The 24201-nt window shown below is 71.9% G+C and carries 23 protein-coding genes and 1 pseudogene; 15 read left to right on the top strand and 9 right to left on the bottom strand.

Annotated features, from left to right (window positions below; all coding sequences use genetic code 11):
* Nucleotides 1-50: 50 nt before the first annotated feature.
* Together AB0B20_RS11305 and AB0B20_RS11310 are read right to left on the bottom strand one after the other, a co-directional pair.
* Nucleotides 51-368, bottom strand: coding sequence for a hypothetical protein (locus tag AB0B20_RS11305; RefSeq protein WP_357383391.1), 318 nt, complete (start codon nt 366-368; stop codon nt 51-53).
* Between the two features lie 38 nt (nt 369-406).
* Nucleotides 407-2044 carry an ABC-F family ATP-binding cassette domain-containing protein gene (locus AB0B20_RS11310; protein ID WP_357469966.1) on the bottom strand — a complete coding sequence of 546 codons (1638 nt, stop codon included), beginning with the start codon at nt 2042-2044 and terminating at the stop codon, nt 407-409.
* An 85-nt stretch (nt 2045-2129) separates the two neighbouring features.
* Here AB0B20_RS11310 and AB0B20_RS11315 point away from each other — a divergent pair, with 85 nt between their 5' ends.
* The 3 genes from AB0B20_RS11315 to AB0B20_RS11325 all read left to right on the top strand — a co-directional run bounded on the left by AB0B20_RS11315 (nt 2130) and on the right by AB0B20_RS11325 (nt 3688).
* Nucleotides 2130-2900, top strand: a complete 771-nt coding sequence (locus tag AB0B20_RS11315; protein ID WP_357383395.1) for an ROK family protein — start codon at nt 2130-2132, stop codon at nt 2898-2900.
* A 91-nt stretch (nt 2901-2991) separates the two neighbouring features.
* Nucleotides 2992-3354 carry a tetratricopeptide repeat protein gene (locus tag AB0B20_RS11320; protein ID WP_357383397.1) on the top strand — a complete coding sequence of 121 codons (363 nt, stop codon included), beginning with the start codon at nt 2992-2994 and terminating at the stop codon, nt 3352-3354.
* A 79-nt stretch (nt 3355-3433) separates the two neighbouring features.
* Nucleotides 3434-3688, top strand: coding sequence for a Smr/MutS family protein (locus tag AB0B20_RS11325; protein WP_013288724.1), 255 nt, complete (start codon nt 3434-3436; stop codon nt 3686-3688).
* A gap of 164 nt (nt 3689-3852) precedes the next feature.
* Here the strand turns inward: AB0B20_RS11325 and AB0B20_RS11330 are convergent, their stop codons facing one another.
* The 3 genes from AB0B20_RS11330 to AB0B20_RS11340 all read right to left on the bottom strand — a co-directional run bounded on the left by AB0B20_RS11330 (nt 3853) and on the right by AB0B20_RS11340 (nt 6509).
* A complete protein-coding gene (locus tag AB0B20_RS11330; protein WP_357469970.1) occupies nt 3853-4746 on the bottom strand; it encodes a hypothetical protein in 894 nt (297 codons plus the stop codon).
* 426 nt (nt 4747-5172) lie between these two features.
* A complete protein-coding gene (locus AB0B20_RS11335; RefSeq protein WP_357383399.1) occupies nt 5173-5907 on the bottom strand; it encodes a hypothetical protein in 735 nt (244 codons plus the stop codon).
* A gap of 23 nt (nt 5908-5930) precedes the next feature.
* Nucleotides 5931-6509 (bottom strand): YciI family protein, encoded by a 579-nt coding sequence (locus AB0B20_RS11340; protein ID WP_357383401.1) that lies wholly within the window; start codon nt 6507-6509, stop codon nt 5931-5933.
* 32 nt (nt 6510-6541) lie between these two features.
* Between AB0B20_RS11340 and AB0B20_RS11345 the strand changes: the two are divergent.
* Nucleotides 6542-6676: pseudogene (locus AB0B20_RS11345) on the top strand (NAD(P)-binding domain-containing protein); the annotation flags it as partial.
* A 69-nt stretch (nt 6677-6745) separates the two neighbouring features.
* On the opposite strand, the gene AB0B20_RS11350 reads toward AB0B20_RS11345, so the two are convergent.
* Nucleotides 6746-9124, bottom strand: a complete 2379-nt coding sequence (locus tag AB0B20_RS11350) for a M28 family peptidase (RefSeq protein ID WP_357383403.1) — start codon at nt 9122-9124, stop codon at nt 6746-6748.
* A 266-nt stretch (nt 9125-9390) separates the two neighbouring features.
* Between AB0B20_RS11350 and AB0B20_RS11355 the strand changes: the two genes are divergently transcribed.
* From AB0B20_RS11355 to AB0B20_RS11385, 7 genes are all read left to right on the top strand, one after another.
* Entirely contained in the window at nt 9391-10629 is a 1239-nt protein-coding gene (locus AB0B20_RS11355) for a fused response regulator/phosphatase (protein WP_357383405.1), read from the top strand.
* Between the two features lie 32 nt (nt 10630-10661).
* On the top strand, nt 10662-12428 hold the full coding sequence (locus AB0B20_RS11360; RefSeq protein ID WP_357383574.1) for an ATP-binding protein: 1767 nt from the start codon (nt 10662-10664) through the stop codon (nt 12426-12428).
* Nucleotides 12425-12877: a response regulator gene (locus tag AB0B20_RS11365; protein ID WP_210896790.1), complete on the top strand. Its 453-nt coding sequence runs from the start codon at nt 12425-12427 to the stop codon at nt 12875-12877. The genes AB0B20_RS11360 and AB0B20_RS11365 overlap by 4 nt, the downstream gene beginning before the upstream one ends.
* The gene (locus AB0B20_RS11370) at nt 12870-13679 is read left to right on the top strand and encodes an inositol monophosphatase family protein (RefSeq protein WP_357383408.1); all 810 of its coding nucleotides are present in this window, start codon (nt 12870-12872) and stop codon (nt 13677-13679) included. The genes AB0B20_RS11365 and AB0B20_RS11370 overlap by 8 nt, the downstream gene beginning before the upstream one ends.
* A gap of 184 nt (nt 13680-13863) precedes the next feature.
* Nucleotides 13864-14901 carry a hypothetical protein gene (locus AB0B20_RS11375; protein ID WP_357383410.1) on the top strand — a complete coding sequence of 346 codons (1038 nt, stop codon included), beginning with the start codon at nt 13864-13866 and terminating at the stop codon, nt 14899-14901.
* 60 nt (nt 14902-14961) lie between these two features.
* Entirely contained in the window at nt 14962-16494 is a 1533-nt protein-coding gene (locus tag AB0B20_RS11380; protein WP_357383577.1) for a fused MFS/spermidine synthase, read from the top strand.
* Between the two features lie 71 nt (nt 16495-16565).
* Complete coding sequence (locus tag AB0B20_RS11385; RefSeq protein ID WP_357469974.1) at nt 16566-18182, top strand: serine/threonine-protein kinase; 1617 nt, start codon at nt 16566-16568, stop codon at nt 18180-18182.
* A gap of 73 nt (nt 18183-18255) precedes the next feature.
* Here AB0B20_RS11385 and AB0B20_RS11390 read toward each other — a convergent pair whose 3' ends face one another.
* Together AB0B20_RS11390 and AB0B20_RS11395 are read right to left on the bottom strand one after the other, a co-directional pair.
* The gene (locus AB0B20_RS11390; protein WP_357383414.1) at nt 18256-18924 is read right to left on the bottom strand and encodes a TrkA family potassium uptake protein; all 669 of its coding nucleotides are present in this window, start codon (nt 18922-18924) and stop codon (nt 18256-18258) included.
* Nucleotides 18914-20248, bottom strand: a complete 1335-nt coding sequence (locus AB0B20_RS11395) for a potassium transporter TrkG (protein ID WP_357383416.1) — start codon at nt 20246-20248, stop codon at nt 18914-18916. The genes AB0B20_RS11390 and AB0B20_RS11395 overlap by 11 nt, the downstream gene beginning before the upstream one ends.
* A 106-nt stretch (nt 20249-20354) precedes the next feature.
* Here AB0B20_RS11395 and AB0B20_RS11400 point away from each other — a divergent pair, with 106 nt between their 5' ends.
* Nucleotides 20355-21494, top strand: a complete 1140-nt coding sequence (locus AB0B20_RS11400; protein ID WP_357469977.1) for a glycerophosphodiester phosphodiesterase — start codon at nt 20355-20357, stop codon at nt 21492-21494.
* A 236-nt stretch (nt 21495-21730) separates the two neighbouring features.
* On the opposite strand, the gene AB0B20_RS11405 is transcribed toward AB0B20_RS11400, so the two are convergent.
* The gene (locus AB0B20_RS11405) at nt 21731-21958 is read right to left on the bottom strand and encodes a winged helix-turn-helix domain-containing protein (protein WP_013475183.1); all 228 of its coding nucleotides are present in this window, start codon (nt 21956-21958) and stop codon (nt 21731-21733) included.
* 278 nt (nt 21959-22236) lie between these two features.
* Between AB0B20_RS11405 and AB0B20_RS11410 the strand changes: the two genes are divergently transcribed.
* From AB0B20_RS11410 to AB0B20_RS11420, 3 genes are all read left to right on the top strand, one after another.
* The gene (locus AB0B20_RS11410; RefSeq protein ID WP_357469981.1) at nt 22237-22539 is read left to right on the top strand and encodes a DivIVA domain-containing protein; all 303 of its coding nucleotides are present in this window, start codon (nt 22237-22239) and stop codon (nt 22537-22539) included.
* The gene (locus AB0B20_RS11415; RefSeq protein ID WP_047894639.1) at nt 22536-22781 is read left to right on the top strand and encodes a hypothetical protein; all 246 of its coding nucleotides are present in this window, start codon (nt 22536-22538) and stop codon (nt 22779-22781) included. The genes AB0B20_RS11410 and AB0B20_RS11415 overlap by 4 nt, the downstream gene beginning before the upstream one ends.
* Nucleotides 22782-22996: 215 nt before the next feature.
* Nucleotides 22997-24199: a substrate-binding domain-containing protein gene (locus AB0B20_RS11420; RefSeq protein WP_357383427.1), complete on the top strand. Its 1203-nt coding sequence runs from the start codon at nt 22997-22999 to the stop codon at nt 24197-24199.
* Nucleotides 24200-24201 lie beyond the last annotated feature (2 nt).

Here is a 24201-nt window from a genome sequence, read left to right on the forward strand (position 1 = left end):
GCAAAAGGGGCAAGCGAGGGGCCGAAACCGCAAGATCGCGTGGGTGGGGGTTAGGGGGAGAGGGTTCGGCGGACCGTGCGGGAGCCTCGCATGCGCTGGCGGGGCTGGGCGGGTGCGGTCTTCGGCCGCTTGAGGTGGTAGCGGTGCAGCTCGTTGTTGCCCGGCAGCGACGGGTCCTCGCTCATCGCGACCAGCTCCCAGCCCTGGTCACCGGCCCGGTTGAGGTGGGTCAGCGCGGTGTCGCCGTACGGCGTCACGTCGATCATGGAGCCGTCCGGGCCGTACCAGATGAAGACGACCTCCCACCCGGCGTCGGTGGCGGCGGCCTGGCGGCGGCGGACCAGCAGCGCGTACTCCCACTTGAGCATGCGCTCATTGTGGACCCCCGCGCGCCGGTCGGCACGGATCAGTGTTCGGCGATCCGTCCGTCCGCCACGCGCAGCCGCCGGTTCACGCTCACCGCGTCGAGCATCCGCCGGTCGTGGGTCACCAGCAGCAGCGTGCCCGGGTAGCTCGCCAGCGCCGACTCCAACTGCTCGATCGCGGTCAGGTCGAGGTGGTTCGTCGGCTCGTCGAGCACCAGCAGGTTGACGCCCCGGCCCTGGAGCAGGGCCAGCGCGGCCCGGGTCCGCTCGCCGGGGGACAGCGTCGCGGCCGGCCGCAGGACGTGGTCGGCGCGCAGCCCGAACTTCGCCAGCAGCGTCCGCACGTCCGCCGGTGCCAGATCGGGTACGGCGGCGCCGAACGCGTCGAGCAGCGGCTGGTCGCCGAGGAACAGTCCCCGGGCCTGGTCGACCTCGCCGACCACCACCCCCGGCCCGAGCGCGGCGTGCCCCTCGTCCAGCGGCAGCCGCCCCAGCAGCGCGGCGAGCAGGGTGCTCTTGCCGGAGCCGTTCGCCCCGGTGATCGCCACCCGGTCGGCCCAGTCGATCTGGAGGTCCACCGGCCCGAGCGTGAACCCGCCACGGCGTACCACAGCTTGCCGGAGCGAGGCCACGACGGCGCCGGCGCGGGGCGCGGCGGCGATCTCCATCCGCAGCTCCCACTCCTTGCGCGGCTCCTCGACCACCTCCAGCCGCTCGATCAGCCGGGCGGTCTGCTTGGCCTTCGCGGCCTGCTTCTCGGTCGACTCGGTGCGGAACTTGCGGCCGATCTTGTCGTTGTCGGTGGCCTTGCGGCGGGCGTTCTTGACGCCCTTCTCCATCCACGCCCGTTGGGTGCGGGCACGCGCCTCCAGGCCGCCCTTCGTGTCGGCGTACTCCTCGTAGTCCTCGCGGGCGTGCCGGCGCGCCACCTCCCGCTCCTCCAGGTAGGCCGCGTAGCCGCCGCCGTAGTGCTTGACCTGCCGCTGGTGCAGGTCAAGCTCGACGATCCGGTTGACGGTGCGGGTGAGGAACTCCCGGTCGTGGCTGACCAGCACGGTCCCGGCGCGCAGGCCGGTGACGAAACGTTCCAGCCGGTCCAGCCCGGCCAGGTCGAGGTCGTTCGTGGGCTCGTCGAGCAGGAAGATGTCGTACCGGCTGAGCAGCAGCGACGCGAGCCCGGCGCGGGCCGCCTGCCCGCCGGACAGGCCGGTCATCGGGTGGTCCAGGCCGACGTCGAGACCCAGCTCGGCGGCGACCTGTTCGGCCCGCTCGTCAAGATCCGCGCCGCCGAGGTCGAGCCAGCGTTCCAAGGCGTTCGCGTACGCGTCGTCGGCGCCCGCCGCCCCGGCGGTGAGCGCCTCGGTGGCGGCGTCCAGCGCGGCCTGCGCGGCGCTCACCCCGGTCCGCCGGGCCAGGAAGTCGCGGACCGTCTCGCCGGGGCGGCGCTCCGGCTCCTGCGGCAGGTAGCCGACAGTCGCCGTGGGCGGGCTCAGCGCGACCGAGCCCTGCTCGCGGGGGGTAAGACCGGCGAGGGTACGCAGCAGCGTGGACTTGCCGGCGCCGTTCACCCCGACCAGGCCGACCACGTCGCCGGGTGCGACGACCAGGTCGAGGTCTTCGAAGAGGATGCGGTCACCGTGGCCGGCGGTGAGGTCCTTGGCGATCAACGTGGCGCTCATCAGGTGCCCGAGCCTACCGGCGGGCGCATCCGGATTACCGTGACCCGCGCCCGCGCCGGCGCCGATCTGAGGGAGACTCACAGCCGTGGTGACCACACTGGCGATCGACTGTGGTGGCGGCGGGATCAAGGCCTCCGTGCTGGATGCCGCCGGGACCATGCGCGCCCGGCCGCTTCGCGTGCCCACGCCGTACCCCTTGCCGCCCGGCCTGTTCGTCAAGACGCTGCTGGATCTCGGCGCCCGCCTGCCCACGGCGGACCGGCTCACAGTCGGCATGCCCGGCATGATCCGGCACGGCGTCGTGGTGGCCACGCCCCACTACGTGACCCGCTCCGGGCCGCGCAGCCGCGTCGACCCGGACCTGGTGGCCGAGTGGTCCGGGTACGACGCGCGCACCGCGCTGGCCGAGGCGTTCGGCGTGCCCGCGCTGGTGCTGAACGACGCCGAGGTGCACGGCGCGGGCGTGGTCGCCGGGACCGGCTGCGAGCTGGTGCTGACGCTCGGCACCGGGCTTGGCAGCGCGTTGTTCGACGGCGGGGTGCTGGCGCCGCACCTGGAGCTGTCGCACGCGCCGGTGCGGTGGAACACCACCTACGACACGTACGTGGGGGAGCCGGAACGGCGGCGCCTGGGCGACGCGTTCTGGTCGCGGCGGATCCGGCAGGTGGTGGACGGCCTGCGGCCGGTGTTCCGCTGGGACCGGCTGTATCTCGGCGGCGGCAACTCCCGGCTGATCCGGCCCGAGCAGGTGGCCCGGATGGGCGACGACGTGGTGATCGTCCCGAACACTGCCGGAATCGTCGGTGGTGTCCGAGCCTGGGAGCTGATCGGCGGCCGGTACGACCCGACCGGCTGATCTTCGCCGGCAGGAACACTCGCGCTCGCGCCGGTGTTGTGCCAGCGTCGGACCTTAGGGCCTGGCGCGACACGAGGGGGAGGTGGGTCGAGTGGATCTTCTGGCGGAGTACCGGCGGGCGACCATGTTCTTCGAAGCGGGTGACCCGACCGGAGCGGCCCGGCTGCTCGAACCGATCATCGAGGCCGAGCCGGACAACTCCTCGGTCCGGCAGCTGCTGGCCCGCGCGTACTTCCAGTCGGCCCAGCTCAACCGGGCCGAGGAGCAGCTGCGCGAGCTGGTCGACCGGGACCCGAGCGACCACTACGCGCACCACGTGCTCGGCCGCACGCTGGAGCGGATGAACCGGCCGGCGGACGCGCTGCGGCACCTGCGCATCGCGGCCGCGATGTACTCGACGAACACCGACTACGCCACCGCGCTGCGGCGGGTGGAGGGCAAGGTCGGTCGTTGACCGATCACGTCGGTCGTTCGCTGATGACGCGGAAGGGCAGCCCGGGCGGGCTGCCCTTCCGCGTACCTAGGATGGGACCGTGAAGCTCAAGCTCGACCTCCACGACATCTACAACAAGGGCCACGACATCGATCGTGCGCTGCGCGGGATCATGGACGAGGCGGTCGCGAAGAAGGCCACGCTCGTGGAGATCATCCCGGGCAAGGGGTCGGGCGCGCTGAAGAAGAAGGTGCTGCGCTTCCTCGACCAGAAGGACGTGAAGCAGCTCTACCACCGGGTCGAGAAGGACTCGAAGAACTTCGGCCGGCTGTTCGTGCACTTCCGCTGGAAGTAGTGGCCGCATACCCCCCTGACCCGCACCGTGGGCCGTTCAGATGGGCCAGGAGCAGGATCATGCCGTTCCCGGCCGTCGTCGGGCTCCGGACGGTCGTCCTCCTCCTGGTCCTCGCTTCTCGGCCGCCATGATCGATGGCCGTTCCGGGGCTTCACGTTAAGGGATCATCCCCCGTATCTCACCGTGTGGTAGTAGGCGGCATAGGGTGAGTTCACATAGCAAGGGCAAAACGATCCCCTCTCGTCCTTCAGGATCGTGCCGCCTTTGGTCAGTGAGCTGTCCCAGGGCTGATAGCCGGAAGCACCCTTGATTCGCAGAGCTGCATTCGTGTTCGGATCGCTTGCCCCAAACGTGGAGCGGGGCATTTTGGTGCTGCGGCCAGTGCCGTTGTACAGCTCGTTTGAAGTCGACGCGGCCATCGAGTTCGGCAGGCCGCAGACCCGCTCTGCAAGCGAGTTGTAGTTGTAGTAGGCCCGCCAGCACCCGCTACCTTCAAACTCAACCCGATAGATCACTGATCCGCCCTTGGATAGCGGGCTCACCTGCCTGCAGCTTGTGCTTTGGCCTGGGAGTTTCCACTCGACATAGAGGCGGTACTCGTTGGTCGGCGTGGTCGGGCAGCCAAGAATTGTGCCGCTGTACCAACCGATCTGCAGCCACGCGTTCCAGACGGACCAATTCGACCCGGTGGACACCATCTGCACGAACCCGTTAACGTGATCAGTGTAGGTCGAGTAGAGCTGTGGATCTTCAGTCGGCGTGGTTATCTGGCCATTTACCCCAATCCACCCGTTGTAGGGCGTGGCGAATGCATAGCAGCCATGATCCTCTTCGGTAGATAAAGCCGTGAGGAGTTCTGCATGATGGTAGGGCCCGTCGCACACGCTGGCGGCACTTGCATCCTCGGGCAGGGGGTGGCTCGGGGCAGGTCCCGCTTCTAGGGCCTGAGCATTGCCATCGCTGGCCGAATAGGCAGATGCTGTGGAGGGGGTGGCGAAGCCGGGGCCGACTCCCAGAATTGTGACGGCAAGGAGAGCCAAGACCTTGTTTGGACGCACTCGAACTCCAATTCCGCTAGGAGGAGACCGAATCCTAGCCGAGTCGCCCCATCTCCGATGCCCCGGTCGTATCGCTGGCCCGCATGCAGCGCCGTCGATCAGTAAACGGTTCGGGTGGCGGGCGGCAACGTGCACCGATTCGCCTCCGCGCGTCGGGCTGCGCGGACTATGACACCAAGATCTGTCGACAGTCTGCGTACCAGGTCGGGAGGCGGGAAGCCCGCTTTGGTCGTCCTTGCCGATAGCCGAGATTAATGCCGCTGGAAGTAGTGGGGCACGCCAGTAGCGTGCCGTGACGTGGGCGAACTCGTCGAAGCAGTCGAGCTGCTGTGGCCGGTCGTCGGCCGCGATCTCGTGGCGATCACCGAGGCCTGGCACTGGTTCGGCGGTCGGCGTGGCGGTGACGGAGTGATGCCGGCAGCCGGCTCAGCCGGCCGTACCCCGCAGGTCGGTGACCAGCCGACGGTATTCGTCAGGCGTGCCGATGGTGGCCCGATGGTCCGGGTGGGCGACGTAGTGGTCGATCACGGATGCGAGGAAGCCGGGCTGGACGCCGTCGACGGGTATCGCGGGGCGGCCCACCAGGCCACGACGCCGTACCAGCGCCGGGTTCGCGATCGTCAACGGCAGCCGCAGGGTGGATTGCGTGTCGTTGCTCGGACCCTCGACGCGCGGCCCTGCCTCCCACGGGATCATCCTCGACCCGAGGAGTCCCATCGTGCGTACGCCGTCCGGGCTGAGCCGCACGCTGTGCCCGCGCCACGCCGTGGCTACCAGCAGCGCGATCAGCGCGAGCCAGAGCAGGCCGATGACGACCTCGGACGTGGTCGCGGTGCCCGCGTCCACGGAACGCAGGTATGAGCCGGCGGTTGCGGAGGACTGACCGAGGAGCCCCAGGGCGAGGAGGACCCGCCACGCCGGGACCGGTGAGGCGAAGGCCGCGTTTCGCGGCAACACCACCAGAGCGGCGGGCCGTGTCCCCATGCGGATGACTGCCAGGATCAGGAGGGTCAGCGCGAGGAGGAGAAGCGGGAGGGTCGACGCCCGCGCCACGTCCGGGGCGTAGCCCATGGCGGCGGCGTTCCCGGCCGCCACCAGCAGGCCCGCGAGTAGGAGGGGACGTCGGTGCCGCACCACGGCGGCCGAGATCGCGTCGATCACTTCCGCGACCCTACAACCGGGGTTCACCCCCGTTCGCTGCGCCGAGATGCGACGCCCTGGTCCGGGCGTCCGCCGAACATCCAGTTGTGCGACTCCACCTGGGCGTACCGGTCGGCCAGCACGGCGCGCGCCTCGTCCGGCCCGGCCGCCCGCACCAGCACCGCCGTACCGAGCCATGTCACGCCGTCGTCGGACAGCAGCGGCCCGTACGCGATCAGCTCGTCCTGTTGCTGCGGAAGCACCGGGCCGCCGCTCTGCTCCGGGCCGAGGCCGAGCACCAGGTAGCGGTTCCCACCGGTCCGGCCGCCGGGGAAGTCCCACATGCTGCGGCCCAGCATGTTGCGCCACCGACGCAGCATCACGTCCCGGTACGCGCCGGCCTGGTAGTTGGGCTCGTCGAAGGCGAACGCCCGGGCGGCGGCGGGGTCGGGCAGGCTCACGATGTGCACGCTGCCGGTGGGCGAGCCGTCATCGGCGAGGGTCGGTCCGCGCGCGATCATCTGCCCCGCGTACCGGTCCATGTAGGACCAGTGTTCCTCGACCAGTTCCTGACGCAGAGCTGCCGAGCCGAGCCGATCGCGGTGGTAGCAGAAGAACTCCATGCCCCGAGTCTCGCGGACGTGGCCCGCCGTCGATCAACGAACGTAGCCACGGGCTCGACTGCGCGTCTGTCACGGTGCTCGGCCTGGGCCCGATGGGTCGCGCGCTTGCCGGCGCCTTCCTGGACGCCGGAATCGCCACCACGGTCTGGAACCGCACGCCCGGCAGGGATCGCGAGTGGCGGTATCCGCACGCGGGATACCGCCACTCCGGCGAGGTGGAGTCGATCAATCGGCGGTCAGAGCGGGTACGTGCGCGCCACCGCCAGCATCTCCGAACTGTGCGAGCCGACCACGCCCACACCCTCCGGCCGAGGCCGGAAGCCGGGCACCCCGGACAGCCCGTCACTGGCGTCCATGGCCCGCACGTTCACCGGCCCGGCCGCCGGGGTCAACGTCAGCGTCACCTCGACACCCTCCGGCGGCGGGGCGTGGAACACGATTCCGAAGCCCCACTTCCCGCCGCCCGGCTCGACCGGCGCGTCCCGCCCGGCCACCGAGGCGGACCGCACGGTGGCGGTGGTGGTGTCGACGTGCAGCGTGAGCAGGCGTACCTGCCGTTGCGGCGTCACCCGCACGCGCAGCACCCGCTGGTCGCCCGAGCCGCTGTCGGAGAGCAGTTCGAGCTTCGGTGCGGGCAGGGGCGCGGCGTCGGCCGGTCCGGCGCGCATCTCGCCGTTGCCCAGCCCGGGGAAGTCGTCGGCGACCGAGATGCTCCGGTCGACGTAGCCGTCGGTCCAGGGCTGTGGCTTCTCCTCCCGGCTGAGCCACGCCGCCTTCCCGGTGCCCGCGTCCAGCGCGTACATCAGGTGGGTCGGCACGGGATGCGCGGCGTCGAAGCGGTCCACCGCCAGGCCGACCCCGGCGAGCACCACCGCCGCCAGCGCGGCGGCCGCGGCGGGCAGCGCGCCGAGCCGGCGCGCGCGCAGCGCGAGCAGGCCGCGCTGGCCGCCGGCCCGGGGGTGCAGCAGGTCCACCACCGGGAGTACGGCGAGGCCGAGCAGCACCGCGACGAGCGCGGCTACCGCGCCCATGCCCATGCCGAGCGCCGGGAACAGCAGCACCACCGGCGGCAGCAGGACCACCACCGCCACCGAGGCGGCGAGCGTCACCGCCACCACCGGCCACGGACCGTCACGCCGGGTGACGAGCGCCACGAGACCGGCGAGCGCGCCGGCCAGCGCCGGCACTGTCGTCAGGTACGCCCCACCGGGCACCGCCACGGCGAGCAGTACCCCGAACACACCGAGCCACGCCAGCCCGCCGAACGCCAGCGCGGCCGGGCCGACGCGGCGGCGCAGCAGCGCGTACCAGCAGAACAGCACAGCGGCGGCGAGCGCCACGACCGCGAGCCGGTACCAGACCGGGCGGTACGGGTCGAGCAGCTCGGCGTACCCGGGCCGGATCGTGGTGATCGCGGCCCAGAGCAGCCACGCGCCGAGCGGCGCCACGACGACCGGCACCAGGGCCAGGCCGAAGCCGGCGGCGAGCGTGCCGGCGGTGGCCCGGCCCCGGCGGCGCAGCAGCCAGCCGAGCGCGCCGACCGCGAGCAGCGCGACCACCGCGAGCGGAAGGGTCAGCCAGCCGGGGTAGCGGACCAGCGCGCCGAACACCGGGAAGTAGGTGGCGTCGTGCCCGGCGCGCAGGTCGCCCAGGTCGGTACGGCCGAACTCGCGGGCCAGGCCGAGCGCGTTGTCGCCGTGCATCTGGAGGCTGCCCCGGTCCACCCGGGTCGGCACGTCGAGCGGGGTGTGGTAGATCGCCCCGCCGTCGATGTAGGCGGAGTTGAGCCCGACGAACTTCCGGTCCAGGAACGCGGTGAAGTCGGTGTCGTTCGGCAGCGCCCGGTAGATCTCCACCGCGAACGAGGTGCCCACCGGGTGCGGCGCGGCCTTGCCGAAGATCTCGACCAGTTTCGCGTTGTCCCGGGACGTCTCGAACATGATCACCGGGCCGGTGGAGCCGCGCGCCTCCAGGTTGAGCACCACCCCGCCGTCGCGGGCGAGCGGGTGGTCGCCGGCGAACCCGGCGGCCCCACACAGGCACGCCTCCTCCGCGTCGGTGAGCACGAAGACGATGTCGTTGCGGGGTCGCGGCCCGGTGGTCAGCGCCCGTGCCACCTCCAGGATCGCTGCGGTGCCGGCCGCGTCGTCGTTGCCGCCCGGCCCGGTCTGCACCGAGTCGTAGTGCGAGACCAGGAAGACCTTCCCGGTCGGGTCGGTGCCGGGCAGCCGGGCCACCACGTTGCGGACCCGGGCCAGCGTCGCCCCGCCCGCCGCGCCGGACAACTGCCCGGCCTCGGGCGCGACCGCGTCCTGTACCTCGGTCTCCAGACCCAGCCCGCGCAGCGTCGCCACCAGGTGTTCGCGTACCCGGTCGTTGGCGGCGCTGCCCGCCACGTGCGGCTCGGCCGCGATCACCTGGACGTTCCGGTACGCCCGGGCGGCGCTGAACTCGCCCGCGGGCGCGTCCGCCGGACGCGGCGCCGGGGTGGCGAGACCGACCAGGACGCCCGCCCCGACGGCGAGCAGCGCGGCAAGGGCGGCCACGGCGGCGATCGGCCGGCGGCGGGGCCTGGTGAACGCGCGGTCGGCGGGGCGGGTGGGGGGTGCGCCCACGGGGACTCCTCGGGGTGGATCTACGGGGTGGGGATCATCCTGCACCCCCGAGGGCTGCGGCGGCAGTCCTCGGTCGGTGCGCTGCCGGTGCGACAACTGTTGCCGCGTAACATCGTGGGTCGACCGTGCCGCTGTGGAGGTGGACCGGTCACACGCTCCGCCGCGCCGGTGCCGGTCGCGTTGTGTGCGACTGTTGTCTGAGTCAGGATCAGCAGGGCATTCGGAAGGAGCCCGACATCACCAGCGAACTCCCGCGACTCGCGGCGGTGACCCGACCGGTCCGGGGGGCCGGTGCGTCGGGTGCCGCCTACGTGCCGTCGGCCGGGGCGGGGCTGCACGGCGGCGTACCGCCGGGCGAGCGGCTGCGGGTGCTGCTGGTCGAGGACGACGAGGGCGACGCCTTCCTGGTCGGCGAGCTGCTCGCCGAGACCAACTCGATGATCGACCTGCTGGTCGCCACGAGTCTCAGCGAGGCCCGGCAACGGGTGATGGGCGTGGACTGCGTCCTGCTCGACCTGGGTCTGCCGGACGCGCAGGGCCTGGACGGGCTGCGCCGGGTGCTGGAGATGGCGAGCGGCGCCGCGGTCTGCGTGCTGACCGGTCGGTCCGACGAGCACCTGGGCATCGTCGCGGTCGCCGAGGGGGCGCAGGACTACCTGGTCAAGGGCCAGGTCGACGGTGTCCTGCTGACCCGGGCCCTGCGGTACGCGGTGGAGCGCAAGCGGGCCGACGAGAACGCCCGCCGGCTGCGCGAGGTGGAGCTGCGCCAGGCCGAGTCCGCCCGCCTGGAGCGCGGCCTGCTGCCACAGCCGCTGATGACCACCGACGAGGTGTCGGTGCACACGTTCTACCGGCCCGGCCGGCACGCCGCGCTGATCGGCGGCGACTTCTACGACGTGGTGCAGACCCAGCCGGACCGCATCGACCTCATCGTCGGCGACGTGTGCGGGCACGGCGTGGACGAGGCCGCGCTCGGCGTCGAACTGCGCGTGGCCTGGCGGGCGCTGGTGCTGGCCGGGGTGCCGGACGACGAGGTGCTGCCCGCGCTGGAGCAGGTGCTGATGAGTGAGCGCCGACTCCAGGAGATCTTCGCGACGGTGGCCACCACCCGGCTCGACCTGGCGTCGGCGCGGGCCACCGTACGCCTCGCCGGTCACCCGCCGCCGCTGCTGCTCAGCGGCGGTAAGGTCGCGCCGGTGCCGGCCAAGGGCGGGCTGCTGCTGGGCGTACGCCCACGCCGCCCGATCGCCTTCGACCTGGAGTTCGACACCGACGACTGGTCCCTGCTGATGTACACGGACGGCCTGATCGAGGGCCGGGTGGACGGCGGGGACGAACGCCTCGACGTGCCGGGCCTGACCGGGCTGCTCGCCGACCCGGCGAACCGGGCGGTGCCGCTGGCCGAGCTGCCCGCCTGGCTGGTCGGGCGGGCCGAGCAGATAAACGGCGGCCCGCTCGCCGACGACGTGGCGATGCTGCTGGTCACGCGGGGCAGCGGACGGTGAGCGCGAGCGCGAAGGGCAACGGGGAGGAACCTGTGAAGGCGTACCAGCAGGGGTGGACCCTGCGGCGGCGGGTGGTCGCGCTCCTCGGCGTGGTGGTGGTGCTGCTGCTCGGGCTGGCCGCCGCCGAGGCGGCGGTCGCCGCGAAGAACCGCGAGAACATCGACGCGGTGCTGCTCAAGACCGGCCCGCTGCGCGTCCAGGCGCAGGAGCTGATGAGCGTGCTGCTCGACCAGGAGACCTCGGTGCGCGGGTACGCGGTGAACGGTGACCGCACCGATCTGGAGCCCTACCAGCAGGGCGTGCAGCGGGAGCAGAGCCTGGCCGCGTCGATCCGCGACCTCTCCGCCGACTATCCGGACGTGCGCCGGTCGCTGGACGTGGTGGAGCGGGAGACCGCGCAGTGGCGGGCCCAGGTGGCCGAGCCGGTGATCACCACTGTCGAGCGGGACGGCCCGGAGGCCGGCCAGGCGCTGATCACCGACGAGACCCGTCAGCAGTTCGACGGCATCCGGTCGGCGGTGAACACGCTCCAGGACGAGATCCTCACCGTCCGGGAGGAGACCGCCGACCGCGTCAACTCGACGAGCAACGCGCTGGTCGTGCTGCTGATCGTCGCCGCGCTGGTGGTGACCACGGCCGGCGTGGTCATGCTGCTCTCGCTGGACCGGATCCTGATCCGCCCCCTGGCCGCCCTGGTCAGCCAGGTACGCGAGGTGGCCGACGGCGACTACCGGCACCACATCGAGGGCTCCGGCCCGCCGGAGTTCCGCCGGCTGGCCGAGGACATCGACCAGATGCGCATGAAGATCGCCCGCGAGCTGGACGAGGTACGCGAGGCGCGGGAGCGCATCGAGTGGGTCAACAGCCAGTTGCAGAAGCAGGCCGAGGAGCTGACCCGCTCCAACCGTGACCTGGAGCAGTTCGCGTACGTCGCCTCGCACGACCTCCAGGAGCCGCTGCGCAAGGTGGCGAGCTTCTGCCAGCTTCTCCAGCGGCGCTACGCGGGGCAGCTCGACGAGCGGGCCGACCAGTACATCGCGTTCGCGGTGGACGGCGCGCAGCGGATGCAGCGGCTGATCAACGACCTGCTGGCGTTCTCCCGGATCGGCCGGTTGACCACCGGTTTCACCGAGGTCGACCTGAACAAGGTGATGGGCGACGTGGCGGGGCAGACCGAGGCGGCGTTGCAGTACGCCGACGCGGATCTGACCTGGGGCGAGATGCCGACCATTCGCGGCGAGGAGCCGCTGCTGACCAACCTGCTGGTCAACCTGGTCAGCAACTCGGTGAAGTTCCGCCGGCCCGACGTGCCGCCGAAGGTGCACGTGTCGGCGCGGCTGGTGGACGACGAGTGGGAGATCAGCTGCCGGGACAACGGCATCGGGATCGAGCCGGAGTTCGCCGACAAGATCTTCGTGATCTTCCAGCGGCTGCACTCGAAGGACGCGTACCCGGGCACCGGCATCGGGTTGGCCATCGTGAAGAAGATCGTGGAGTATCACGGCGGCCGGGTCTGGGTGGACACCGACGCCGGGGAGGGCACGACCATCCGGTTCACGCTGCCCGCGCTGGAGGCCGACATCGAGGCCGCCAAGGCGGCGGAGGCGGCAGCGGACGGGGACGCCGCGGACGGGGACGCGGCGGACGGTGCGGAGCCGGCCGAGGCGCCGGCCGCCGAGGGCACCGAGACCGACCCGGCGGGCGCCGGGCGGCAGCCGGACGGCGAGGCACGCGAAGAGTCGCCCGCGGAGGCGGACCGACACGGTACAAACGGTGGCATGAAGGAGACGGTGGGATGACCGCGCCCGCGGACGGCAAGAGCCCGATCGAGGTCCTGCTCGTCGAGGACGACCCCGGTGACGTGCTGATGACCCAGGAGGCGTTCGAGGAGCACAAGCTCCGCAACCGCCTCACCGTCGTCTCCGACGGCGCGGAGGCGCTTGCCTACCTGCGCCGCGAGGGTCAGTACGCGGACGCGGTGACGCCCGACCTGATCCTGCTCGACCTTAACCTGCCCCGGCGCGACGGCCGGGAGGTGCTCAAGGAGATCAAGAAGGACGCGCAGCTCTGCCGCATCCCGGTGGTGGTGCTCACCACCTCGCAGGCCGACGAGGACATCCTGCGCAGCTACCAGCTGCACGCCAACGCCTACGTGACCAAGCCGGTGGACTTCGAGCGCTTCATCTCGGTGGTCCGCCAGATCGACGAGTTCTTCGTCAGCGTGGTCAAGCTGCCGCCGCGTGGCTGACCCGCTGCTGGACGACGTCGGCGCGCTGCTCAAGGAGGCGGCGGCCAAGGTCGTCGTGCCCCTGTTCCGCCGGCTCGACGCGTCAGACATCTCCGAGAAGGCGCCCGGCGAGGTGGTCACCGTCGCCGACCGCGAGGCCGAGGTGCTGATCTCGGAGGGCCTGCGGCGGCTGCGTCCCGGGTCGGTGGTGGTCGGCGAGGAGGCCGTCGCCGAGGACCCGGATCTGCTGCGGCACGTGCGCGGCAGCGGCGACGTGTGGCTCGTCGACCCGGTCGACGGCACCTCCAACTTCGCCGCCGGCCGCCGCCCGTTCGCGTTGATGGCGGCGCTGCTCACCGACGGCGCACCGGTGGCCTCCTGGGTGTACGACCCGCTCGACGGCACGATGGCGGCGGCCCGGCTCGGTGCCGGCACCGAGCTGGACGGCGCGGCGCTGCGGTCGCCGGAGACCGAGCCGCAGGTGGGCGCGCTGCGCGGCACCGCGACGACGAGGTTCCTGCCGGCGGACTTCCGCCGCCGGGTGGAGGAGGGCGGGCGCCGCATCGGCGAGCTGCTGCCCGGCCAGCACTGCGCCGGCCGCGAATACCTGGACATCCTCACCGGCGCGCAGCAGTTCGTGCTGTTCTGGCGCACCCTGCCGTGGGACCACACGCCCGGTGCCCTGCTGGTGCGCGAGGCCGGTGGGGTGGCCCGCCGGTTCGACGGCACCGACTACCACCCGGCCGACGAGGGCCGGGGACTGCTGGTCGCGGCCAGCCCGGAGATCTGGGACGAGGTGAGCACCGCCCTGCTGGGCGGTTGAGCGGCGCTGCGCGACGAGCCCGGCACGCTGCGTCGACGTCTGGCGCCGTACGCCGTCGCCGGCCTGGCGTCTCGCGCGTGGTCCGGTATCGTGACCGGCGGTCTCCGCCAGCAGGCCGCCATCCGGCGCCGGCGGAGACGCCGCTCGGTGTGCGGGGGCCGGCGGTCGACGGAAGGACCATCACGTGCCCAGGACCAGCCCTACCGGCCGGCGCGTCCGGCGGTCGCTGCTCGCCGTGTTCGCCGCGGTGGCCGTGCTTCTCGGCTCCGGCGTGGCCGCCGGACCGGCCGCCGCCGTACCCAGCCCGAACGCCCCGAACGAGGGCGGCAGCAAGCAGCTGCGGGCGGCGCTGGAGGCGGCGGCGAAGGGTCACATCGAGGCCCAGAACAAGCTGGAGAACTCCAAGCGCCGGCAGAAGGCGCTCGCCGCCCAGCTCGCCGACGTCGAGACGCGTCTCGTCGGGCTCAGCGAGCAGGCCGGTGAGGTGGCCGCGCAGTCGTACCGGATGGGCCGGCTGACCGCGACGTCGATGCTGCTCGCCAGCGCCGACCCGAACGACTTCCTCAAGCGCGCGGCCGAGCTGGACGTGATGGCCCAGCGGGACAGCAAGCGGCTGCGGGAGCTGGCCGACGCGAAGGCGCAGGCGGCCGAGGCGAAGCTCGCCATCGACGCCGAGGTGCGGGAGCAGGCCAAGCAGGTCGCGGTGCAGGCCCGCAAGAAGAAGGACGCCGAGGTGGCGCTGGCGAAGGTCAGCTCCGGCAGCGGGTCCGGGTTCAACGGCACCTCCTCCTCGGCGAAGCCCGCGCCGCGCAGCTCGGACGGCTCGTGGCCGTCGGAGTCCTGCTCGGTGGACGACCCGACGCCCGCGTCCGGCTGCATCACCCCGCGCACGCTGCACATGCTCCAGCAGGCCAAGGCCGCCGGTTACAAGCGCTACGCCTCCTGCCACCGCAGCGGCGGCGGCGGCGAGCACCCCAAGGGCCGGGCCTGCGACTTCTCCGCCGCCAGCGGCGGGTTCGAGGACAAGACCGCCACCGGCGGCGACAAGGCGTACGGCGACAGCCTCGCCGCCTGGGCGAAGAACAACGCCAACCGGCTCGGCATCATGTACGTCATCTGGTACCGGCAGATCTGGATGCCGAACACCGGCTGGCGGGCGTACAGCGGCGGCGGCAGCCCGGCCGCGGACCACACAAACCATGTTCACATCTCGATGTACTGACCCGGCCCGCCAGGACCGCTGCGTACCATCGCCACGGTGAGCAGCACATCGTCCGACGTCATGGCGGAACCGGCGGCCGACGCCCCGGTTCCGCCCCGGGCCCTGCCCAACGGGCTCGCCGCGTTCCTCGTCTTCTTCTCCAGCGGTGCGGTGCTGGTGCTGGAGACCGTCTCGTTGCGCCTGGTCGGCCCGTACGTCGGGGTGACCCTCCAGGTGACCAGCTCGGTGATCGGCATGGCGCTCGCCGCGATCGCGTACGGAGCGTGGTTCGGCGGATGGCTCGCCGACCGGCGTGACCCGCGCACGCTGCTCGCCCCGGCGCTGGTGCTCGCCGGCATCGCCACCGCTGTCACGCTGCCGATCGTCAGGTACGCCGGTGAGGTGTTGCGCGGCGGCGCGGCGAGCGCGGTGCTCCTGCTGACCGCGCTGACGGTGGTGCTGCCGGCGGCGCTGCTGGCCGGTATCACCCCGCTCGTGGTGAAGCTTCAGCTCGCCGACCTGCGCCGCACCGGCCAGGTGGTGGGCAAGCTGTCCAGCATCGGCACGCTCGGCGGCATCACCGCCACGCTCGGCACCGGCTTCGTGCTGGTGGCCGCGCTGTCCAGCTCCGTCATCGTGCTCGGGCTCGCTGCCGCGCTCGGGGTGACCGGGCTGGCGCTCGGCGTCTGGCTGCGACGGCAGGCGGGCGCAGGCGGGCCGTCCACACCGAGCCGGGTCAAGGCCGCGCTGGCGTTGCTCGGCCTCGCCGCAGCCGGGCTGACCGCCGCGGCACCGAACCCGTGTGACGTGGAGACCGCGTACCACTGCGCCCGGGTCGAGGTGGACCCGTCGTGGCCGCAGGGGCGCACGCTCTACCTCAACTCGGCCGAGCACTCGTACGTCGACCTGGGTGAACCCACCCACCTGAAGTACGCGTACACGCAGTGGATCGGCCTGGTCGCGGACGTGGCGCGGCCGGCGAGGCAGCCGGTGGACGCGCTGCACCTCGGCGGCGGCGGCTTCACCGTGCCGAACTACCTGGCCGCGACCCGGCCCGGCACCGACAACCTGGTGTTCGAGCTGGACGGCGGGCTGGTCGAGCTGGACCGGCGGGAGCTGGGGCTGCGCACCGGCCCGCTGATGCGCGCCGAGGTGGGTGACGCGCGGGTGCTGCTGCGCGGCGAGCCGACCGACAGCCGCGACTTCATCGTCGGCGACGCGTTCGGGCACCTGGTGGTGCCGTGGCACCTGGCCACCCGGGAGATGGCCGCCGACATCCGGCGGGTGCTGCGCCCGGACGGGATCTACGTGCAGAACGTCATCGACTACCCGCCGGGCCGGTTCATCCGGGCCGAGCTGGCCACCGTGAAGGCCGAGTTCGCGCACGTCGCGCTGATCGCGCCACCGGGCGCGATCGACGGGGAGCAGGGCGCCAACTTCGTGATCGTCGCCTCGGACGCGCCGCTGCCGCTGGACGCGATCCCGCCCGGGCTGAAGCTGCTGCCGGAGCGGGCCGAGCTGATGAACGAGGCGCAGGTGACCGAGTGGGTGGGCGACGCGATGGTGCTCACCGACGACTACGCGCCGGTGGACCAGCTCCTCGCGACCGCCTGAACGGGTGACTTTCCTGACCGATTCCGACCGCTGAGGTGTACCGGGGCCCACTTCGGGCAACAGGACCGACCATGGGTGGACCGGTCAGGAACGGCGTGCAACTGCTCGGCGAGCGATATCGGCTCGTCGAGCAGTTGGGTGCGGGCGGCATGTCGGTCGTCTGGCGCGGCTACGACGAGGTGCTGGGCCGGCAGGTAGCAGTCAAGGTGCTGGCCTCGCGGCTGGCCAGCGACAAGGCGTTCCGGCACCGGATCCGGGTGGAGGCGCAGGCCGCGGCGCGGCTGTGCCACCCCAACATCACCAACGTGTACGACTACGGCGAGTCCGTGCAGGTCGGCCTGACCGTCCCGTACGTGGTCATGGAGCTTGTCGACGGCGGTCCGCTCAGCGGCCGGCTCGGTCGCGACGGGCAGCTTCCCTGGCGGGAGGCCATGACCATCGGCGCGGAGGTCGCCTCGGCGCTCGCCGCCGCGCACGCACGTGGCGTGGTGCACCGGGACGTGACCCCGGGCAACGTCATGCTGACCCCGACCGGGGTGAAGGTCGTCGACTTCGGCATCTCGGCGCTGGTGGGGGAGAGCGACAAGGGGCCGGACGGCGCGCTGCTCGGCACGCCCGCCTACCTCGCTCCGGAGCGGCTGGACAACGGCCACGTCTCCCCGGCCACCGACGTGTACGCGGTCGGGCTGCTGCTGTACCGCATGCTGACCGGCCGCCTGCCGTGGCAGGCCAGCACCACCACCGAGATGCTGCGCGCGCACATGTACCGCGACCCGGACCCGATGCCCGCCGTGCCGGGGCTGCCCGAGCCGGTCGCCGCGCTGGTGCAGCGGTGCCTGGCCAAGCGCCCCGAGGACCGCCCGGCCACCGCCGAGGTGGCCCGTACGCTCGCCGAGGCGGCCGGCATCGCGGCGATCGTGCCGGTGTCACCGGCGTTCGGCCGGATGGACCCGGCGCTCGCCGAGAACGCCGGCACCACCATCCTGCCGTGGTCGGCGGAGACCGACGCGCTGCCGTTCTCGGTGGTGCGTACCCGCACGCGGCGGGCGGTGGCACGGCGGCGCAAGGTGGAGGCGGGCGTGGCCGCCGTCGGCCTGATCGCGGTGACCGCCACCCTGTGGGGGCTGACGTCCCGCAGCCCGGCCAGCGGCGGGGTGGAGCCGACCGAGGCGCGGATGAGCATGCCCGAGCCGATCCCCTGCGCAGTCGACTACTCGCTGCGCCGCGACACCGGCAAGGACTTCGCCGCCGAGCTGACGCTCACCAACACCAGCGACCGGGAACTGCGCGGCTGGACCATGGACTTCACGTTCCCCGGCAAGCAGACGGTCACCACGGCCCAGCCCGCGGCACGTCAGGTGGGGCGTACCGTCTCGATCGCCGCACCGGCGGCGGACCCGGCGCTGGCGCCCGGCGCGTCGACGAAGCTGACGCTGGCCGGCCGCTACACCGGGAGCAACACGCTGCCCGTGGAGTTCCGGGTCGGGGACAGCTCCTGCGGGGTGCAGGTCTCCGGCATCGCCGGTTCGGCGCCGACCACCGCGCCGCCGGTGCAGACGCCGGTCAAGCCGGCCAGCAAGGCCACCGCCAAGAGCGGGCCGGCGAAGGCCAAGCCGAAACCGAAGCCCAAGGCCGAAGGGCCCGGCAAGGCCAAGGGCAAGGAGAACGGCAAGGGAAAAGCAAGGTAGACCGGCCGAAGGGGGGTGGGAACGCCAAGGGCAAGGGTCCGAAGAAGGGCTGACGGTCAGGTCGGCGCGGCCGTCAGGTCAGCGCGGAGAAGCGCTGCACCTGGGTGATGCCGCCCTCCACGATGAGGACGCTGTCCGCCGCCAGCACCGTGTCCGGCCCGGCGTACCGGAACGGCTCCCCGGCCTGCTTCGCGCCCACCACCATCACGCCGTACCGGTCCTGCGGGGCGATGTCTCGCAGGGACCGCCCGACCAGCGGCGCGGGCACCTTGATCTTGGCGATGGCGAAGTCGTCGTCGAACTCGATGAAGTCCAGCATCCGGCTGACGATCAGGTGGGCCACCCGCTCCCCGGTCTCCGCCTCGGGGAAGACCACATGGTGCGCGCCGACCGAGTGCAGGATCTTCGCGTGCTTCTCCGAGACGGCGCGCGCCCAGATCTGCTCGATGCCCAGCTCCGCCAGGGCCAGCACGGTGAGCACGCTCGCCTCCAGCGACGCGCCGATCGCGACCACCACCCGGCGGAAGTCCGCCATCCCGAGCTGGCGCAGCACCGCCTCCTCGGTGCTGTCCGCCTGCACCACCCGGTCCAGGTCGGACGACCAGTGCTGGACCCGGGCCGGGTCACGGTCGACCGCCAGCACCTCGTGACCGAGGCGTGACAGGGAGCCCGCCAGGCGCGAGCCGAACCGGCCCAGGCCGATCACCGCGATGCCCGTCTCCTCCGGATGCCTAGCCGACAATGGGTTGCTCCTCCGGATAGCGGTACAGCCGTCGACGGGTGTTCAACGCGATGGCCGAGCCGAGGGTGAGCGGCCCGACCCGGCCGACGTACATGAGCGCGGTCAGCACGTACTGGCCCGGCGGGGAGAGCTGCCCGGCCACCCCGACGGTCAGGCCGGTGGTGCTGAACGCGGAGGTGACCTCGAACAGCGCGGCCGAGAACGACACCTGCGAGGTCATCGCGATCAGGCCGACAGTCCCGCCGGCCACCAGCGCCACGCTCAGCAGCGCCACCGTCAGCGCCTGCCGCTGGCTGGACGTGGCCACCCGGCGGTGCCCGACAGTGGTGTCCAGCTCACCCCGCAGCTCGGCCCAGATGGCGAAGCCGAGCAGGAAGAACGTGGAGACCTTGATGCCGCCGGCGGTGCTGGCGCTGCCGCCGCCGATGAACATCAGCCCGATCAGCATGGGGTAGCTCTCGTCGGTGAGCCGGCCGACGTGGATCACGTCGAAGCCGCCGGTACGGCTCAGCGCGATCTGGGCGAACGACGCCAGCAGCTTGCCCGGCACGTCGTAGGTGCCGATCGTGAACGGGTTGGCCCACTCGGCCAGCAGCAGGTAGGCGACGCCGAAGACGATCAGCACCACGCTGCCCCAGACGGTCAGCTTCGTGGCGACCGCCCAGCGCGCCGGCTGCCGCCACTCACGTACCGCCTCGAACAGCGCCGGGAAGCCGAGCCCGCCGATGATCGCGCCGAGGCTGAGGGGCAGCGCCACCCACCCGTCGCGGGAGAACGCGATCAGGCCGTCGGAGTAGAGCGCGAACCCGCCGTTGTTGAACGCCTGGACCGAGTGGAACACCGCCGACCAGAGCGCCCGGCCCGGCCGGTAGTCGTACGCCAGGAACAGGCGCGCGGCGACCACCGCCGTCATCACCGCCTCGGTGGCGAAGACGGTGGCCGCGATGCGCACCAGCAGCCGGCGTACGTCGCCGAGACCGAACTCGGCGGTCTCCGCCTGCACGAGCAGCCGGTTACGCAGGCCGAGCTGGCGGGACACCGCGAGGATCACCAGCGACGCCCCGGTCAGGATGCCCAGACCGCCGAGCTGCGTCAACACGGTGATCATCACGAGCCCGAAGCCGGTCCAGTAGTTCGGCGTGTCGGTCACCGCCAGCCCGGTCACCGACACCGCCGACGTGGACGTGAACAGCGCGGTGACGAACGGGGTGTACCGCTGCTCGCTCGTGGCCCAGGGCAGCATGAGCAGGCCGGTGCCGGCCAGGATCACCGCCAGGAACCCCAACGGCACCAGCCGTACGGGCTTCCGGAGCAGGCGGCGCACCCCGTCATCTTCCGTCCGGAGATTCACCGGCAGGTCAGGAACCGACCAACTGGCGGTCAACCACACCCGGTCTGCTGTGCGTACCCATCAACGACAGGAGACGGCGTTGCGACGTACCCTTTCCGCCCTCGGCATGGCCGGCGCGCTGCTCGCGGCGGCCGCTGTGGTGGTGCCGGCAGTGGCCGCCCAGGCCGGCCCGGACCACCGCGCCGCCGGCCCGGACCACCACGCCGAGCGTGCCCACGCGCCCCAGCGGCCGATCGTGATCGGCCACCGCGGCGCGAGCGGCTACCGCCCGGAGCACACCCTCGAGGCCTACCGGCTCGCCATCCGCCAGGGCGCCGACTTCATCGAGCCGGACCTGGTCGCGACGAAGGACGGCGTCCTGGTCGCGCGGCACGAGAACGAGATCTCCGGTACGACGGACGTGGCCGCCCGCCCCGAGTTCGCCGGCCGCAAGGCGACGAAGACCATCGACGGGGTGACAGTCGCCGGCTGGTTCACCGAGGACTTCACGCTGGCCGAGCTGAAGACGCTGCGGGCCAAGGAGCGCCTGCCGCAGGTGCGGGTCGCCAACACCGCGTTCGACGGCAAGTTCGAGATCCCGACGTTCCAGGAGGTCATCGACCTGGCGCGAACCGAGTCGAAGGCGCGGGGCCGGACCATCGGCGTCTACCCGGAGACCAAGCACCCCACCTACTTCGCGTCGATCGGCCGCCCGCTGGAGGAGCCGCTGGTCGCCGTGCTGCGCCGCAACCGGCTCACCCACCGCGCCGACCCGGTGTTCGTGCAGAGCTTCGAGACCGCCAACCTGCGCAAGCTCGACAAGATGATCGACGTACGGCTGGTGCAGCTCATGGACGCGAGCGGCGCTCCCTACGACTTCGTCGCGGGCGGCGACAAGCGGACCTACGCCGACCTGGCCACGCCCGCCGGACTGGCCTGGATCTCCCGGTACGCCGACGGCGTGGGCCTGAACAAGAACCTGATCGTGCCCCGGGACTCCGCCGGCCGGCTGCTCGCGCCGACCCCGGTGATCCGCGACGCGCACCGGCAGAAGCTGGTGGTGCACGCGTGGACGTTCCGGGCCGAGAACCAGTTCCTGCCGGTGGACTTCCGCATCGGCGCCGACCCGAACGCGCGTGGCGACATCACGTCCGAGTACGAGCTGTTCCTCGACCTGGGCCTGGACGGCGTGTTCAGCGACCACCCGGACACGGCGGTGGCCGCCCGAGCCGGCCGCTGACCGCTGCTCCTGTTCACGGGGTGCCCGCCGCAAGCGGCGGGCACCCCACGCGCTTGGCGCTCCCGAGATCTTGGTACGAAACGGCCCCTATGAGGGCCCTTTCGTACCAAGATCTCCCGCGCTTCGCCGATCTTGGAGTTGTGGCACCTCGTAAACCACCCTTATTCCGGCATCCTGGGCGCCACAACTCCAAGATCGGCGGGCGGAAGGGGGAGGGAGGCGGTGAGGGGGGTGGGTCAGCTCGGGGGTTCGGCTACGTAGGTGCCTCGGCCGGGCTGGCCGGTGATCAGCTCGCGATCGTGCAGCAACGAGAGAGCGCGGGACGCCGTGTTCATGTGGACGCCGTAAGCCTCGGCGAGTTCACGGGTCGAGGGCAGCTTGTCGCCGGGCTTCAGCTCGCCGCTCTTGATCTTTGCGGCGAGTTCGTTGGCGATCTGACGATATGGCGCTTCAGCTGTAGGCATGGTGAGGACTCCGGTCGGTTCGGCACCTCCGATCATGCCGGGCCTACACCAGTAACTGCAACAAGCAGAAAGCCCGATGTGGACGCTCGACCTACACAGGTATTTTGGGTAGGCTGACCCGCGTCCGGCTCCGGTTGGTTCGGCAAACCTCGGGAGTCGGACCCGGATTGGGCTCCGGGGTCGTACCGCCGAACGGGCTGCGGTCTCGGGGTCGGCGGCCCGCCCGCGTCCCCTGTCTGCGGGCGGGCCGCCTCCACGGCTCGGTGAGGAGGATCGGCGTGCGTAACGTGCTCAACCTGTTCCAGCCAACCCGGCGACGTAGCAAGGGCGGGCCGCCCAACCAGGGCTGGTACCGCTCGGAGTCGTGCCGGCCGCTGAGCGTCGGACAGATCCGCGAGCGGAGGTTCCGCACCGTGCGGCACGGGCTCGACCCGGCGGAGGTGCACGCCTTCCTCTACCGGGTGGCCGGTGACCTGGCGCTGGCCCGGCGCGACGCGTCCCGGTACGCCGAGGAGAACACGCGTATCAAGGCGGCGCTCAAGAGCTGGCAGTCCCGGTTCACTCCGGGCGCGCAGCGGTGAGCCGGGAGCGGTTCGTCGTACACCTGCCGGTGCTCGCGGCCGACCTCGACGGCGCTCGGGGGTTCGCGCGGGCCATCTGCCGGGCGCTCGGGTTCCTGGCCGACGTGGAGCGCGCCGGGACGACCGTGTCGCGGGAGGACGAGCAGTCCGTACGCCACTGGGTCTGGTGCGACCGGCCGCGCGACGGTGGCCGGCGATGCGCACGGGCGGCCGACCACGACGGGGACTGCGGCGGGCGTTGACCGGCGCGCGATGGCGTGGGGCGACATTCCCGGCGGGGCGTGCGTGGCGGGTGCGGCCATCCCGGGTCGGTGCGGTTACGTGGCGATGTCCGGCGCTGTAACGTGCGGCCACCCCGTCACGGGTACTTGTGTGCGCCGACCACATAGCCCGTGGGTGACGTCACTTCTAGCGTGAGCCGACAACTGACATTCCCCTGTCCTCACCTGGAGTCGCAATGACGATCCGGCACACGCGACGGGTGTTCCTTACCGCTGCCACCTCGGTGGCGGTCGCTCTGGCCGCCACCGCCTGTGGCAGCCCGCAGGACACCGCATCCGGCGGCGGCGACGCCGCCCCGGTCAAGGTCGGTCTGGTCTACTCCCAGTCCGGGCCGCTCGCCAGCTACGGCAAGCAGTACATCGAGGGTTTCAAGGCCGGCCTCGACTTCGCCACAAAGGGCACCGGCAAGGTCGGTGACCGCACCATCGAGGTGAGCGAGGCCGACGACGCGGGCGACCCGGCCAAGGCCGTGTCCGCCGCGAAGGACCTGATCGGCAAGGGTACGAAGATCATCGCCGGGTCCACCTCGTCCGGGGTGGCGCTCCAGGTCGCGCCGATCGCCGCGCAGAACAAGGTGCTGTTCATCTCCGGCCCGGCCGCCACCGACGCGGTGACCGGCGCGAACAAGTACACGTTCCGTTCCGGCCGGCAGTCCTGGCAGGACGTGGTGACCGCCCGGTCGTTCATCGGCGACGCGGGCGGCAAGAAGGTGGTCGTGTTCGCGCAGGACGGCGCGTTCGGCGACGCGAACGAGGCCGCCGTCAAGGCCGTGATCGGCGGCGCGGGCGCGAACGTGAGCAGCGTCCGGGCCCCGGCCAGCGCCACCGAGTTCACGCCGTTCGCCAGCCAGATCAAGGCCGCCAAGCCGGACCTGCTCTTCGTCGCCTGGGCCGGCACCACCGCCGGCGCGATGTGGCAGACGCTCGACCAGCAGGGCGTCCTCGCCTCCACCACTGTCGTCACCGGCCTGGACATCCGCGCCTCCTGGCCGACGTTCGGTGCGGCCGGCAGCAAGATCTCGTTCCTGTCGCACTACTTCGACGGGGCCAGCGACACCGAGGCCGCCAAGGCCGCGAAGGCGAAGGTGCCGGGCGGCACGCTCGACCTGTTCCACCCGGACGGGTTCGCCGCCGCGCAGATGGTCGTCCGCGCCGTGCAGGAGGGCGGCGACGACGTGGAGAAGATGGTGAAGGCGCTTGAGGGCTGGGAGTTCGAGGGCGTCAAGGGCACCATGAAGATCCGCGCCGAGGACCACGCCCTGCTCCAGCCGATGTACCAGGCGAAGCTCTCCGGCAGCGGCACCGCCTTCACGGCGACCGCGCAGAAGTCGCTCACCGGTGACGAGAGCGCGCCGCCGGTCGCGCAGATGAAGGGCTGACC

Origin of the sequence: Micromonospora sp. NPDC049151 (genome assembly GCF_040648395.1) — a bacterium.
In the GTDB taxonomy this organism is placed as follows: domain Bacteria; phylum Actinomycetota; class Actinomycetes; order Mycobacteriales; family Micromonosporaceae; genus Micromonospora.